The organism is Ligilactobacillus saerimneri DSM 16049 (genome assembly GCF_000423265.1).
In the GTDB taxonomy this organism is placed as follows: Bacteria; Bacillota; Bacilli; order Lactobacillales; family Lactobacillaceae; genus Ligilactobacillus; species Ligilactobacillus saerimneri.
In genome coordinates, this window is the sequence record NZ_AUHQ01000022.1 from 1 (window position 1) to 13,496 (window position 13,496).

The 13,496-nt window shown below is 39.5% G+C and carries 12 protein-coding genes and 1 pseudogene; 12 read left to right on the top strand and 1 reads right to left on the bottom strand.

What is annotated here, in order from left to right:
* From G541_RS0106135 to G541_RS09490, 9 genes and pseudogenes are all read left to right on the top strand, one after another.
* Positions 1 to 230: pseudogene (locus G541_RS0106135) on the top strand (IS30 family transposase); the annotation flags it as partial.
* A gap of 156 nt (positions 231 to 386) precedes the next feature.
* Positions 387 to 1,139 (top strand): gamma-glutamyl-gamma-aminobutyrate hydrolase family protein, encoded by a 753-nt coding sequence (locus tag G541_RS0106140; protein ID WP_027826863.1) that lies wholly within the window; start codon positions 387 to 389, stop codon positions 1,137 to 1,139.
* Entirely contained in the window at positions 1,136 to 2,479 is a 1,344-nt protein-coding gene (locus G541_RS0106145) for a glutamine synthetase family protein (RefSeq protein WP_394806768.1), read from the top strand. The genes G541_RS0106140 and G541_RS0106145 overlap by 4 nt, the downstream gene beginning before the upstream one ends.
* A gap of 8 nt (positions 2,480 to 2,487) precedes the next feature.
* Positions 2,488 to 3,588, top strand: coding sequence for an amidohydrolase family protein (locus G541_RS0106150; protein ID WP_027826865.1), 1,101 nt, complete (start codon positions 2,488 to 2,490; stop codon positions 3,586 to 3,588).
* A 22-nt stretch (positions 3,589 to 3,610) separates the two neighbouring features.
* Positions 3,611 to 4,933 carry an APC family permease gene (locus tag G541_RS0106155; RefSeq protein WP_035163045.1) on the top strand — a complete coding sequence of 441 codons (1,323 nt, stop codon included), beginning with the start codon at positions 3,611 to 3,613 and terminating at the stop codon, positions 4,931 to 4,933.
* A 107-nt stretch (positions 4,934 to 5,040) separates the two neighbouring features.
* Positions 5,041 to 5,646 (top strand): tetratricopeptide repeat protein, encoded by a 606-nt coding sequence (locus tag G541_RS09480; protein WP_051174574.1) that lies wholly within the window; start codon positions 5,041 to 5,043, stop codon positions 5,644 to 5,646.
* 37 nt (positions 5,647 to 5,683) lie between these two features.
* A complete protein-coding gene (locus tag G541_RS0106165; protein ID WP_027826867.1) occupies positions 5,684 to 7,879 on the top strand; it encodes an RNA ligase in 2,196 nt (731 codons plus the stop codon).
* A 19-nt stretch (positions 7,880 to 7,898) separates the two neighbouring features.
* Complete coding sequence (locus tag G541_RS09485) at positions 7,899 to 9,065, top strand: ATP-grasp domain-containing protein (RefSeq protein WP_027826868.1); 1,167 nt, start codon at positions 7,899 to 7,901, stop codon at positions 9,063 to 9,065.
* Between the two features lie 220 nt (positions 9,066 to 9,285).
* The gene (locus G541_RS09490; RefSeq protein WP_051174575.1) at positions 9,286 to 9,870 is read left to right on the top strand and encodes a class I SAM-dependent methyltransferase; all 585 of its coding nucleotides are present in this window, start codon (positions 9,286 to 9,288) and stop codon (positions 9,868 to 9,870) included.
* Between the two features lie 63 nt (positions 9,871 to 9,933).
* Here G541_RS09490 and G541_RS0106180 read toward each other — a convergent pair whose 3' ends face one another.
* Positions 9,934 to 10,446 carry a DUF1836 domain-containing protein gene (locus tag G541_RS0106180; RefSeq protein WP_027826869.1) on the bottom strand — a complete coding sequence of 171 codons (513 nt, stop codon included), beginning with the start codon at positions 10,444 to 10,446 and terminating at the stop codon, positions 9,934 to 9,936.
* Positions 10,447 to 10,596: 150 nt separating this feature from the next.
* Here G541_RS0106180 and G541_RS0106185 point away from each other — a divergent pair, with 150 nt between their 5' ends.
* The 3 genes from G541_RS0106185 (at position 10,597) to G541_RS09495 (ending at position 13,438) form a co-directional block, all read left to right on the top strand.
* A complete protein-coding gene (locus G541_RS0106185; protein WP_027826870.1) occupies positions 10,597 to 11,436 on the top strand; it encodes a DegV family protein in 840 nt (279 codons plus the stop codon).
* Positions 11,437 to 11,579: 143 nt separating this feature from the next.
* Positions 11,580 to 12,452, top strand: a complete 873-nt coding sequence (galU, locus tag G541_RS0106190) for a UTP--glucose-1-phosphate uridylyltransferase GalU (RefSeq protein ID WP_009554028.1) — start codon at positions 11,580 to 11,582, stop codon at positions 12,450 to 12,452.
* A 113-nt stretch (positions 12,453 to 12,565) separates the two neighbouring features.
* Positions 12,566 to 13,438, top strand: coding sequence for a YihY/virulence factor BrkB family protein (locus G541_RS09495; RefSeq protein ID WP_157787042.1), 873 nt, complete (start codon positions 12,566 to 12,568; stop codon positions 13,436 to 13,438).
* Positions 13,439 to 13,496 lie beyond the last annotated feature (58 nt).

The following is a 13,496-nucleotide window of genomic DNA, read 5'->3' on the forward strand; positions in this document are numbered from 1 at the left end:
AAAATACCGGCGTGCCGTTGTACTTTGCCCATGCTTATTCTCCGCATGAACGTGGTAGTAATGAGAATCGTAATCGAGTGTTACGGCGATTTATTCCTAAGGGTCAGCCAATTGAAGAGATTAGTGATGATGAATTGATTCAGATTAACTGGTATCTGAATTCACGGCCACTCAAATGTTTGAACTGGCGAACTCCAATTGAGATCTTTTTGCTTAATCTGCGTCATTAAATTTGTTCAAGTTATTTATTGCAATCTACCATTTGTAAAAGGGAAATTTATGAAAATTAATTAATATAGTTCAGAGAAAATTAAACTTTTATATTGATTTTAGGCTGATAATTGGCTAGCATTTTAAGAGAAATTGTAAGAAAGAAGGAATGAATGATGAAACCTGTTATTGCGATGCCAAGCGATCAGTTAATCGAAGTTAATCCTCGCATGCCCGGGGACTATCCGGCTTATGCTCCCCATGATGTAAAAGAAGCCGTAATGAAGGCGGGCGGAATTCCGATCATCATTCCATTTCCAGATGATGAACGGACGGCAGCACACTGGGCAAAAGAAATGGCACCATTGTATGATGGTTTGCTACTTCCAGGCGGTCCAGATATTGATCCACGTCTCTTTGGTCAACAACCTATCAAAGAAATCGGGATGACTTATATTGCCAAAGATTTATTTGAAATAGCATTGATCAAAGAAACATTGGCTGCTGGTAAGCCGATTTTAGGTTTATGCCATGGTTTACAGATTCTTAACGTTGCTTTAGGGGGAACTGTATACCAAGACATTCATACTCAAAATCCGGATGCTTATATTCAACATACCCAAGCTACAATCGGGAACTTTTTGACTCATACAGTAGATATCAAAGAAGGAACGATTTTGCACGAGTTGATGGGATCTAGTCAAGAAGTCAACTCACGTCATCATCAGGCCGCATGGAAAGTTGCACCAGGATTAGTAGTATCAGCGACTGCTCCTGACGGAGTGATCGAAGGGTTAGAGTCACGTGACTCTGATCAAATCGTTGCCGTGCAGTGGCATCCAGAAAACCTGTTTAATAAGTATCCCGATCAATTTACGGTTTTCACTAATTTTATCGACCGGGTAAATAAAGCAAAGAAGGGATCATAATGCCAGAAGAAATTCTTGCAGATTTAAAAAGTAAAGGTGTTATCTTATTAGAGTTCATTTACGTTGATTATACTGGGATCGCCCGTGGTAAGACGATGTTCATTGATGCTGTTGGCAATCGTCTCACTGATGGGATGGGGATCACCAAAGCGATGCCTGCTTCTACAATGCGGGATGAAATTGTTGCAGTTGAAGGAATGAACGCGATTGGTGAGTATCGTTTAGTTCCTGATCTTAGTTCATTGCGGATTCTTCCCGGTGGAAAAATAGCTACAGTGATGTGCGACTATACCACACTGGAACATGAACCATGTTCATTTGACGGACGGGTAGCGCTTAAGAAAGTTGTTGCCGAATATGCCGAACTGGGCTATGACATTCAAATGACATATGAAAATGAGTTTACCTTATTTAACCAGGATGAAGAGGGAAACTGGCACCCTGACGACCCAGAAATTTGCTTTGCTACCGAATCAATGGAACGGGCATATGAATTTTTACCCGAGTTAGTTACTAATCTCAAACAGGTGGGAATTAAGCCAATTGAATACTATCCAGAAGCTGGAGCAGGGCAACACGAATTACCGATGGCTCCGACAGATCCAGTGACAGCTGCGGACAACGAAATTTGGTTTAAGCGGATTGTTAAGACAACCCTTAAAAAATATGGATTGCAAACATCATTTGCACCTAAACCGTTAGTTACTTCTTCTGGGAGTGGGGCTCATATCCATGTTTCCTTGTGGGAAGGAAAGCGTAATGCTTTCTTTGATTCAGCTGACAAGAATCAACTCAGTCAGGTTGGTTATTGGTTTATTGGTGGTATTCTCCACCATCTTGATGCATTGCTTGCTTTGACTTGTGCAAGTGAAAACTCATACCAACGTTTGCAGCCATCACATTGGAGTTCGGCATATGCAATTTATGGTAAGGATAACCGTGAAGCAGCGTTACGGATTCCATCTACCTTCTGGTCAGATATGGAAGCAAGCATGAATGTTGAGTTAAAAACGTCAGATGCTACGGCCAACCCGTATGTCGCTTTTGCGGGCTTGTTAGCAGCAGGATTGGATGGGATTAAAAATCATATTATGCCAGTAGCAGCTGCTGATTTTGATCCGGCAACGTTGAGTGAACAGGAACGCCAGGAGCGGGGAATCAGCAGGTTGCCACATGATTTGGCTACCGCATTGCGTGCATTAGAAAAGGATAAACTTTTTGCTGAAATGCTTTCTGATATAGGACTTGAAACCTATCTCAAAGTAAAACGGGCTGATGTTGCTTACCTGCAAGGGAAATCGGCTACTGAAATCAGTAAATATTATCGCCAAGCATACTAGGAGGAGACATGGAACTAAATGAATATATTGATCAGTTACCATTAGTTGACCATCATTGTCACTATCTGATCAAAAACGTAGCTAACCGTGACGAGCGCCTGGCACGGGTGTCGACTGAAGCGGATGATGAGTATCCATTGTTTGACATCAAGAATCGGCTGGCATATTGGGAATTTAAAGCCGAAGCACAAAAATTCGGTAGTCCTGCGATTGTGCCTTGGGCTAATGACGCCGAATATAGTGCATATAACCAACGTCTTTTTAGCCATTATCATTTTAAACGTTTATTTATCGATGTTGGTTTTGTTCCGGATGATGCCATTCTGTCATTAGAGCAAACAGCAGCTATGACGCAGACAGAAGTAGCCCCTATCTTACGCTTAGAAACTACGGCTGAAAAAATTATGACAACTAGTGCTACATTTGATGAATGGTGGCAAAAGTTACAAGTAGCAGTTAAAAATGCCAAGCAACAAGGATATGTTGGGTTTAAATCAATTGCTGCATACCGCTTTGGCTTAAAACTGACAGATGTTTCCCGGGCTGATGCTCAAGCAGCATTTACACAATGGAAGAACAGTGGGGTTACGCGGCTAACAAGTTCTACCGTGATTTCATATTTAGTCTGGAATCTTTCACCGTTAATTATAGCTACTAAGTTGCCCCTGCAATTTCATGTAGGCTATGGGGATGCTGATACCGATATGTACCAGGGGAACCCGTTATTAATGCGTGATTTTCTTAATGAATGGTCTCATCAGGGATTGAAAGTAGTTCTACTTCATTGTTATCCATATCATCGCGAAGCTGGTTATCTGGCAAGTGTATTTCCTAATCTATATTTTGATATCTCTTTGATTGATAGTTTAGGTCCATCTGCTATGGAGCGTGTATTGGATGAAGCCTTGGAGTTAGCCCCATATTCACGTTTCTTGTTTGCTTCGGATGCTTCGACCTATGGGGAGATGTATGCGGTAGCTGCTCACCGTTTCAAGCGGGCGCTAACTCGGCATTTAACAAAACTGGATTTTGTTCCAGAAGACCAATTGAAGAACTGGGCAGCGCAAATTTGTTATCAAACAAGTGAAAGAATATATTTAGAAAAATAAAAGGGAAAAGTAGGAGAGAAAAGTGAAAACAAAACTTAATTTGCTGGAAGTACTTGGACTTTCAGTCGCAATGTTGGCTCCAACGGGAGCAATGGCGTTTAATACTGCAGGAGCTGTTCAAAACGCAGGAATTGTTGCGCCAATTGGCTTTTTATTAGCAGGTTTAGGGATTTTATTTGTAGGATCATCTTTCATTGAGTTAGGACGTGAAATTCCTGGTGAAGGATCAGCTTATGCGTATAACCGAGTGGCTTTAGGTGAAAAGGCCGGTTTCATTTCTGGTTGGCTACTTGTTTTTGTTTACATTACGTTTGCATACAGTAGTTCTGCCGTAGTAGGAAACTTCTTAGATGTATTTCTCAAGCATTTTGGTATTCATTTTCCTATTACATGGTATGTAGTATTAGTGCTAATTGTTGGTGGCTTATTGAGTCACATGGGGATTGAATTTTCTACCCGTTTTGCTTTAGCGTTGGAATTCATTGCTGTTGGTGCCTTGATTATTTTGACAGCAATTATTCTAGCTAAAGGTGGGGCTGCTGGTTTATCAACGAAACCGATTAACCCAGGTAATGGTTCTATTACTGGGATCGGGATGGGAATGGTTTTTGCCCTGATGTCCTTTGCCGGTTTTGAAGGTTCAGCGACGATTGCACCGCGGGCTCATGATCCGAAAAAAGCTATTCAGATTGCTATCTTGGGAGCAGTTGTCTTTGCAGCCTTTTTCTATTTCATTGTTTCTTACACTGAAATTATCGGTTTTGGGACAAGTAATTTAGCTGACATGCAAAATTCAAGTGCGCCACTGAACTTTTTAGCAACAAAATACATGGGAAGTTGGATGGCGGTCTTTATTGATTTTGCTTCTGTATCAAGTTACTTTGCATGTTATTTTGGTGCATTGAACGCCGGAGCGTTTGTCTTAGAAGCTCTATCCAATAATGGGTACCTAACACCTTGGTTAGGTGAATTAAAAGGAAAGAAAGCTACGCCAACTCACGCACTAGATTTGATTACGGTGACTGCGTTGATTTTCTGGGCAATTTTTGGTTTTGGAAAGAAAGTTTCTGCTGGCGACTACTACAACTACTTTGGTTCAGTGGGAGTTATTGCATTATTGCTCGTTTATGTTTTAGTTTGTGTTGGGGCAATTGTTTATTTTGGCAAACAATCAAAACATTCTTTCTTGAAGCATATCTTGGCGCCAATTTTAGGGATTATTGTGATGCTTTATCCAATTTACAGTAATCTATGGCCAATTCCAGCCTGGCCAGCAAACATCTTCCCATATGTGGTATTAGCATGGTTAATTATTGGTTTCTTTATTCCTAAGAAAAATAATTAATTGATTAATTATCTGGTCCTCTACATTAGTGTTAGTAGAGGGCCATTTTTTGTACATTGCACATGGTAAAATGCTATTAGAAAGCGTTATCGAGGAAGGTGGATAAAATGGATATTAATGAATTAAAACAATTTGCAATGGCTGGCGATGCAGAAGCAATGAATAATTACGGGACAACTTTTTACAATAAAGGGGATTATGTGACTGCCGAAAAATGGTATCAAAAGGCAGCGGCTGCCGGGAGTCACTGGGCATTAAATAACCTAGGGTATGTGTATGCGTATGGTCGCACCGGTAAGGTTGATAAAGAGCAAGCATTCTATTATTTTACTCAAGCTTCAATGATGGGTAACATCCAAGCAACGTATAAAATCGGGGATTTTTACTATTATGGTGATTTTGTTAAGCAAAATAAAAATGTTGCTTTCTTGTACTATCAGCAGGCAGCATTTATGAATGAAGATGAGGATGATATTATTTCTGATATTCATTACCGGTTAGCACGGGCATATTTCTATGGTGCGGGGATAAAAGCAGATGATTTTGAAGCTCTCAAACACATCAATATTGCTGAAACTGCTTCATATGAGGATCGCTTTGCTAATAAGTTTCGTTGGGAAGGCTTAGCAAAGAAAATCACTCTGTTAAAGCAAGATATTATTACTAGTTTAGATCAGCAGTATCACAAACTACATGATATTGATATTTCATAATTACTGCATACTAATAATGTAAAGAGGAGGGTGAAAGATGAGATACTTATTTCTTACATATGGAGCTCCAGGAAGCGGTAAGTCAACCTTTATTCAAAATAATCACTTAGAAAAATATACTGTTGCCACAGATAATGTCCGTGAATTAGCAGGAAGTTTTCAAACTAGATTAGAAGCAGATGAATTGAACGGATATGCTATTGCCTCTGCTAATGAAACTTTTGTGTGGCAAACAGTCTATAAAATGGTCGAACACCGGATGCAAGCGGGGGTAACAACATTTGTCGATGGAACACACTTGTATCGTGGGGCTTTTCGCGAATATCGTAAGTTGGCGCGAAATTACCATTATCAAATTATAGTAGTAGACTTTATGCGTGCTCTTTATGAAAAATGTCACCATGATCCTCAAGCAATGATTGCTGAATTAGCTCAGCGGGATAAGCAACGAAAAAAGCAGCAGCAACGTTTTGTGGGGCGGCAAGTTATCAGCAAATATATTGACCGATATTTTCAGATGAAGAATGATGCTTTACAGGAACTGAAGGTAATCAGTCCCGAAGATTGTCAGCACCTAATTCGCACCACACTTACAAATGTTAGTTATCAAGATTTCAATCGGTTTGAACGCATCAAAATAATTGGCGATATTCATGGTGAGCACACTGGTCTCCAAGAAATATTTGCAGACCACCAACGAGGAACTGCATATATATTTTGTGGTGATATATTGGATCGCGGAACCCAAAACCTTGCTGTCTTAGAATTTATTAACCGGCTTAAGGGAAATAATCTCTTTTTTATTCGGGGTAATCACGAGGATCGAATTAATGAATATCTTACGACAGGAAAACTAAATGGACAGTTTGGACGGCATACTTATCCCCAACTCTTAGAACAAGTAGGAAGCAAAGAACAGTTAGACAATTTATTAGCAGCCTATATCAAGCGGCTAGTTCCATATGTTGCTTTTACCTTTGGTAAAAAGAACAATATTCCCCAAAGATATTTTGTAAGTCACGCGGGAATTGAACCTGCATTATGGACCAACAATCAGTTTTCCTTGTATTTAACTGAAGAAAGGAGCTTCACTCTTGGGGTTGCACCAGATCCATATGCAAGAAATGTCGATGAATTGTGGAACCAGGCTTCACCAGCGGATGATGTAGTACAGCTTCATGGACATCGGAATAACTTTAATGTTGCATTGACCCAATATGCAACTATTTACAATTTAACAGCCGACAACGAGCTACGTTACGTCACCTTAACTAAAAAAGGTATTAATAATCAAGTGTGCTGTACCCCGTATGCACTAAAGCGTCAGGATTTGCCAAATTTTGTAGAGCAGTTACAAAGGGATCCTGATATTCGCCAGGTGGAGTTAACTTCTGGGATTATTGCCAATAACTTTACACGGGAAGTGTTTAACAATAACCGGTGGACGCCTAATACCACCAATGCACGGGGACTTTTTACTCGGGAAAATGAAATTGTTGGACGAGGCTTTAAAAAGTTCTTTAATGTGGGACAAACTCCAGAAGCTCGAATAGAGAATGTTGGATTCCCAGCACGAATCTATCGTAAGTATAATGGCTTTTTAGCGATTGCGTTCTGGGACCATGCTGTTAATCACGTTCGTGCTTTTACTAAAGGTGGATCCCAGCGGTACGCGGAGATAATTCAGTGGGCATTTGCTGTCAACCAGATAAATGATCAATTGAAGCAATATTACGCACAAAGTGTAAATCAGCAGACATCAGTTCTTTTTGAGATTATTGATGTACAAAATAATGAGCATATTGTTGACTATTCGACTAGTGGTAAAGATTATTTGGCTATCCCATTGGCAATTATCGATAATGATGAAAAAGGACAGGTTCGGCTGGATCTTATGGATCAGTATAGCGAACTTTGGTCAAGTTTGGGAACGTATCATGTTGCTAATAATTTGACAGAATTGACAACATATATTGAGCAGGATAGGCAAGCCAATCCTCACGAGGAAGGAGTGGTCATTTACGGGCAGAATATGATGCTTAAAGTTAAATATCCGTATTATTTGAAAGCGCGTGAACTGCGGACGGCTTTGAAGATGAAGAAAAAGAGAAAGCACTGGGTTTATGGGGCAAAAGAGTGGTACAAAGCGGTTAAGCAGCTGGAAAAAGAACAGGGAGCACCAATTTCTTTCAATCCTAAATTACCGTTGGAACTAGAGAAAAAGCTTCATTAAATATAATGGGAGGAAAATCATGCAGGAAAGTGAGCCGGTAAGAGTGTACTACTGTACACAAATAAAGACGCAAACGAGAGAATTGCTCTATACAATAAGAAATAAGGAACTGGCGAAAATTGCTCCAAGGATGGTGCTATATGATCTAGCGGGACAACCGTTTCGAGTTAAAGGCATTGCTCACATGTGTTACCGGACTGAAGTTTTAACCACTTGCAAATATAGCGAGCTACAAACAATGATAATGTTAGAGTCGTTAAGTGGTGCGCGGGTTGTAGGAAATATCCTTACTCGCGATAAGCAACAAATTGGCTTTATCTTTTGTGCCCATCCGCTAACATCCCGAAAACCAGATGATGATTATCGGGATGAATATCTGGCAGTCAAGGATGATTTTCCATGTGCGTTAATTGACTATGATGCTTTACAAGCAGGAAAGTTAAAGTTATCGGGGAAAATCAGTGGTGTCATGATTTATCGTGGGTGGATGTTACGTCCTGAAGTTTACCGTAGATTTTATCAGTTACTTGCAGATAGGAGAATATATTTACTTAATGATCCCGAAGCATATGAACACTATCATTTATTACCTAACTGGTACCCAGATATAGAAAGGGGGCAAACGCCCCTATCCTATTGGACTAAAGGCGTTACTCCAGAGAGTATTTCTAAGCTAATAGCGCCCCTCAAGGGGAAATATATTGTTAAAGACTATGTTAAAAGCCGTAAGCATGAGTGGTATGATGCGGCATATATTCCTGATATTAAAAATCGGGATGAAGCCCTACGGGTAATCAATAATTTCATTCACCGTCAGGGGGAGAGCTTGGTCGGTGGGATAGTCCTCCGCAAATTTGAGCGATTACAGCAAGTTGGTTACCATGCGCAAAGCGGTATGCCTCTTTCTGAAGAGTATCGCCTCTTTATTTTTGGAGGAACAATCATGACATTGGATGATTATTGGCTTCATGGCGAAGGACAGGGGATAACGCTGGAGGAACGACAGTGGTTGGAGCAAAGCGCTCAAAAGATAGCAAGTGGTCTGGTTACACTTGATGTTGCACGAAAAGCAGATGGAAAACTAATAATTATGGAGATGGGGGATGGGCAAGTTTCAGGGCTGCAAGAGTTAGATCCATGTGATTTTTATCACAGTTTAAAGCAACAGTTGCGACTAATTCACTAAATCCAAGTCTAGTTGATCTAATTACATTTATACGTATGCTAGTAGACAGAGTGTAGGAATAAAAATTGGAGAATTGATTGAAAGGATTGACGGGAAAATGAAAAGAGTTACTAAGGGAATTGATGCACCTTGGGGACTATTAGGTATGTTAGTCGCAGCTGTAATTTTTTTGTTCGAAGCATGACGATCAGGAATTGTCCTGAATTATCTTTAGGGGCTATTGGTTCTGTGCTCAGCTGCCACATATTGGCATACGACAACGCGTGGCAAGTATCAGATCGGAATAACCGCAATTAAGCAACTAGCCATCAAGCCAACTGACCAGGTTTTAGATTTAGGAACTGGGCATGGCTTTTTGCTATTGGAAGTGGCAAAGTATTTACGAGCTCCTGGTCAAGTGGCAGGTATTGACATTTGGAGTCAAAAAGATCAATCACGTAATTCATTGCAAGCGACACAAAATAATATCAAAGTTGTAGAGGTTGATGCAGTAGCAACAGTCAAAACGGCTGATATGCTAAATCTTCCGTTTGCTGATCAGAGCTTTGATAAGATTGTGACAAGCTTTGCATTGCATAATCTCAAAACCAAAGCGCAACGAAAACAGGCACTACAAGAGGCATTACGGGTATTAAAACCAGGTGGAAAATTGCTAATAATTAATTTGATTTTTGGTAAAGAGTACCAAACTGCTCTGACAGATATGGGAGTTAGTCAAACGACATGTCGCGGAGCTGGTTTCAACGGTTGGTGGGGTGGCTCGTGGATGATGACAACAATTGTTACTGCTACAAAAAATGAATAAAGCAACGTAAAAAGCTCTGGGAATTAAGTTTTCTCAGAGCTTTTTAGCTGTTATTAACCGTTATCAGCCATGCTTTGTATGGGCAGCAACAAAATACATGTCAATGTATACTTTATAACAAACGGTCATGATGATACTGCGTAACATTTTTTTATATTCGTTATGGTCATGTCCAATTTCATCTAAATTTTCCTTCAGACCAAAAACATAAGCCAAAACATTTTCCAGTTCGCAAACAAAGTAATCATAGGCAACTGCGGTTGAGTATGTCTGGCGTTGTAATTTGATTGCAACTTTTAGGTCGTTAAGAGGAAGAACATTTTTAGCTACTGCAATAAAGAAAAGTTCAGCCAATTGTTCAGCAGTATAACGCTTTTTGACGGGACGCTGGATCAGTTTGTGTTTAACATAGTTGCTGACCATTGAGCTCGTGATCTTGACGTCGCCCAAAGGAGCAAGGTAATCATGTAGGTAAAGGGTTACTTGATCTAAATATAGTTCCACTGTGGGGAGTTCGTGATACCGGGGTAACTGAAATTTCTGAATAGCTTGTTGCATTTTTTCTTCTCGATCCATTAATAAAACCTCACTTATAAGTAAAGTATATAAAAACTTGAAACATTTCTCAAGGTATAACCTTAATAAGAGTTTTTTGAAAACCGTTGACAATGTTTGAGATACGATATAAGCTGAATGCGATCATAAAATGAACAGGAAGATTAAAATATGAAAAAAATTATTACTGATTCGGCAGCTAATATATTTGCGAACAACATTAATGAAATTCCCCATCAAAGTGTTAGTCTGGCATTGCTATGTGGGCAAGAAACATTTTGGGATACCCCGGATTTTGACAAGGAAAGCTTTAAGCAAAAAATACAAATGGAAAAAATACCAGTGAAAACAGCTTGCCCCAGTGCGGAGAGCTACTTGCAGGCATTTGGAGATGCTGATGAAGTATATGTTTTTACCATTTCAGCAGCTCTGTCGGGTTCGTATAATGCTGCGCAAGTTGCCAAAGAGATGGCTCAGGAGAAAAATCCTCACCAAAAAATATATGTATTTGATACGCGGGCTGCTGGACCAACAGAACGAATGGCAGCTTATCAGGCAAGTTTATTGATTAATGAAGGACAGAGATTTAGTGATATTTGTGTAGCAATAGAAAATTATCTAGCGCAGGCTAAAGTCTTTTTTATTCTTAAATCACTAACTAATTTAGCTAATAACGGTCGGGTTAACAAATCAATTGCCAAAGTTGCACACGCATTGAATATTAATGTGTTAGGTTGGGCAACGCCTGAGGGACAAATTGAGCAACTGACCAAAAGTCGTGGAGCCAAAGGAGCCCGTAAAAAGCTGTTGGCATTGCTTGAACAGGTCAACTTTGATGAGAAAAAATTGGTTATCGACCATGCTGACAATTTAGCGGGAGCGGAAGCATTGAAAGAATTGATTCAAGCAAAATATCCTGCTTGCCACGTTGAAATCGGACAATGTCAGGCCTTATGCCGCTTTTATGCTGAAGAAGGTGGCTTGATTATTGGGTGTACTGTCACCCAATAATGAATGGAAGTTTTTTACGTAGCAATAACTTATTATCCGAAATTTTTTTGTAATTAAACCGGTTACTTGATATAATTAGCGTGATTGAAACTAACGATAGGTTTGGGTTTAGTTTCGTAATTACTATTTGAGGAGTAAGTTATATGAAAGTTAGAAAAGCTGTTATTCCTGCTGCGGGGTTAGGGACACGTTTCTTACCAGGTACTAAAGCTGTGCCTAAAGAAATGTTTCCTATTATTGATAAACCAACTATTCAATATATTGTTGAAGAAGCGCGTAAATCAGGTATCGAAGATATTCTGGTAATCACAGGGAAAAACAAGCGTCCGATTGAAGATCATTTTGATTCTGTGCCTGAATTAGAGCAAAACCTAAAAGCCAAGGGTAAGCATGAGTTACTGGAAAAAGTTGAAGAAACAACGGATATCAACCTGTACTTTATTCGGCAGTCGCATCCGCGGGGCTTAGGCGATGCCGTTTTAATGGCCAAGGATTTTATTGGAGACGAACCATTTGTGGTAATGCTGGGTGATGATTTGATGGAAGACGATGTTCCATTGACCAAGCAATTAATGGATCGTTATGAAGAAACCCATGCTTCTACTTTGGCAGTAATGCGAGTTCCACATGATGAAGTGAACAAATACGGGATCATTGATCCGTCTGCTGAAACTAAGCCAGGCCTATATGATGTAACTAGATTTGTTGAAAAGCCAAACGTTGATGAAGCACCAAGTGATTTAGCAATTATTGGACGTTACTTATTAACACCAGAGATTTTTGAAATGCTTGAAACTCAAGAACCAGGCCAAGGTAACGAAATTCAATTGACTGATTCAATTGATCGTTTGAATAAGATTCAACGGGTCTTTGCTCACGAATTTAAAGGTCAGCGCTATGATGTAGGATATAAATTCGGTTATCTGAAGACTTCAATCCAATTTGGATTACGTCATCCTGAAATTAAAGATGAACTGAAAGATTACATTAAGGAACTGGCTCAAGAAATCGAATAATGAGTGGCGAAAAGATTGGGACCGTCCCCAATCTTTTCTTCATTTATTAAGAAAGGATCTCTATGCACAAGCTACAATTAATTAAACAAAATTTACATAGGTATTTTCAAATTATGGCTGAACGCATAAAAGATGCCGATATTAACAATTATTCAATTGTCATTGCGTACTATACTCTATTGGCAATTTTTCCCTTATTTATTTTGTTGGGAAGCGGGATCAAGGTTGTCGGAATTAATGCCCAAACGATAATGACTTATGTTCGTTATTTGATTCCAGAAACAGTTTATGCGCTAATTGGTCCCTTTATTAAGGACTTTCTTCAAAATGGTTCGGTATCGTTGGTGTCTATCACTGGTATATTGACGCTATGGGCTGCTAGCCGTGGGATTAATGCTGTTAAGCGTGCGCTAAATTATTCTTTTGGGATTAAAGAAACACAACGTTATCTCACTAGTCGAATCGTTTCAATGGTTCTAACTATTGCCTTCGGAATAATTATCTTTGTTATTTTTATTGCCTTTAGTTTTGGACAATTGATTTTAGACTACATTATCCCGCGGTTCGATTTGCCATTGGATTGGTTGGAAACGTTTATGCGGTTGAAAACACCAACTGCTTTTATGGGGATTGCATTAGTATTAACAGCATTGTATTATATTATCCCTAATTGCCGAGTTCACTTGCGGACTATTATTCCAGGCTCGTTGTTGGCGACAACAGGGTGGCTTATCTTATCACAGGGGTTCTCTTTGTATATTAAATATTTTGCCAAAAGTGTTATGTCTTATGGGACAATTGGCACCTTTATTGTGTTGATGTTTTGGTTGAACTATTCAGCTTGGATCATCATTTTTGGAGCTGTAGTTGGTGCCAGTAATGAATATTATTTTTACGACGGCATAACGATGAAAACAACTAGTATCAAGCATATTATTCAGCAGCAAGGTCAAAAGGTTGTTGGTAAGCACCAAGATGACGAATAGTAAAGTAAAATGAGCGGAGAAGATTGGATTTCAATCTTTTCCGCTCATTGTTTCTTTA

What these genes read in the sequence shown, in the direction of transcription:
- G541_RS09485 (WP_027826868.1), top strand. Translation starts at nt 7,899, where the DNA reads ATGCAGGAAAGTGAGCCGGTAAGAGTGTACTACTGTACACAAATAAAG.
- G541_RS0106185 (WP_027826870.1), top strand. Translation starts at nt 10,597, where the DNA reads ATGAAAAAAATTATTACTGATTCGGCAGCTAATATATTTGCGAACAAC.
- G541_RS0106180 (WP_027826869.1), bottom strand. Translation starts at nt 10,446, where the DNA reads ATGGATCGAGAAGAAAAAATGCAACAAGCTATTCAGAAATTTCAGTTA.
- galU (WP_009554028.1), top strand. Translation starts at nt 11,580, where the DNA reads ATGAAAGTTAGAAAAGCTGTTATTCCTGCTGCGGGGTTAGGGACACGT.
- G541_RS09480 (WP_051174574.1), top strand. Translation starts at nt 5,041, where the DNA reads ATGGATATTAATGAATTAAAACAATTTGCAATGGCTGGCGATGCAGAA.
- G541_RS09495 (WP_157787042.1), top strand. Translation starts at nt 12,566, where the DNA reads ATGGCTGAACGCATAAAAGATGCCGATATTAACAATTATTCAATTGTC.
- G541_RS0106150 (WP_027826865.1), top strand. Translation starts at nt 2,488, where the DNA reads ATGGAACTAAATGAATATATTGATCAGTTACCATTAGTTGACCATCAT.
- G541_RS0106165 (WP_027826867.1), top strand. Translation starts at nt 5,684, where the DNA reads ATGAGATACTTATTTCTTACATATGGAGCTCCAGGAAGCGGTAAGTCA.
- G541_RS0106140 (WP_027826863.1), top strand. Translation starts at nt 387, where the DNA reads ATGAAACCTGTTATTGCGATGCCAAGCGATCAGTTAATCGAAGTTAAT.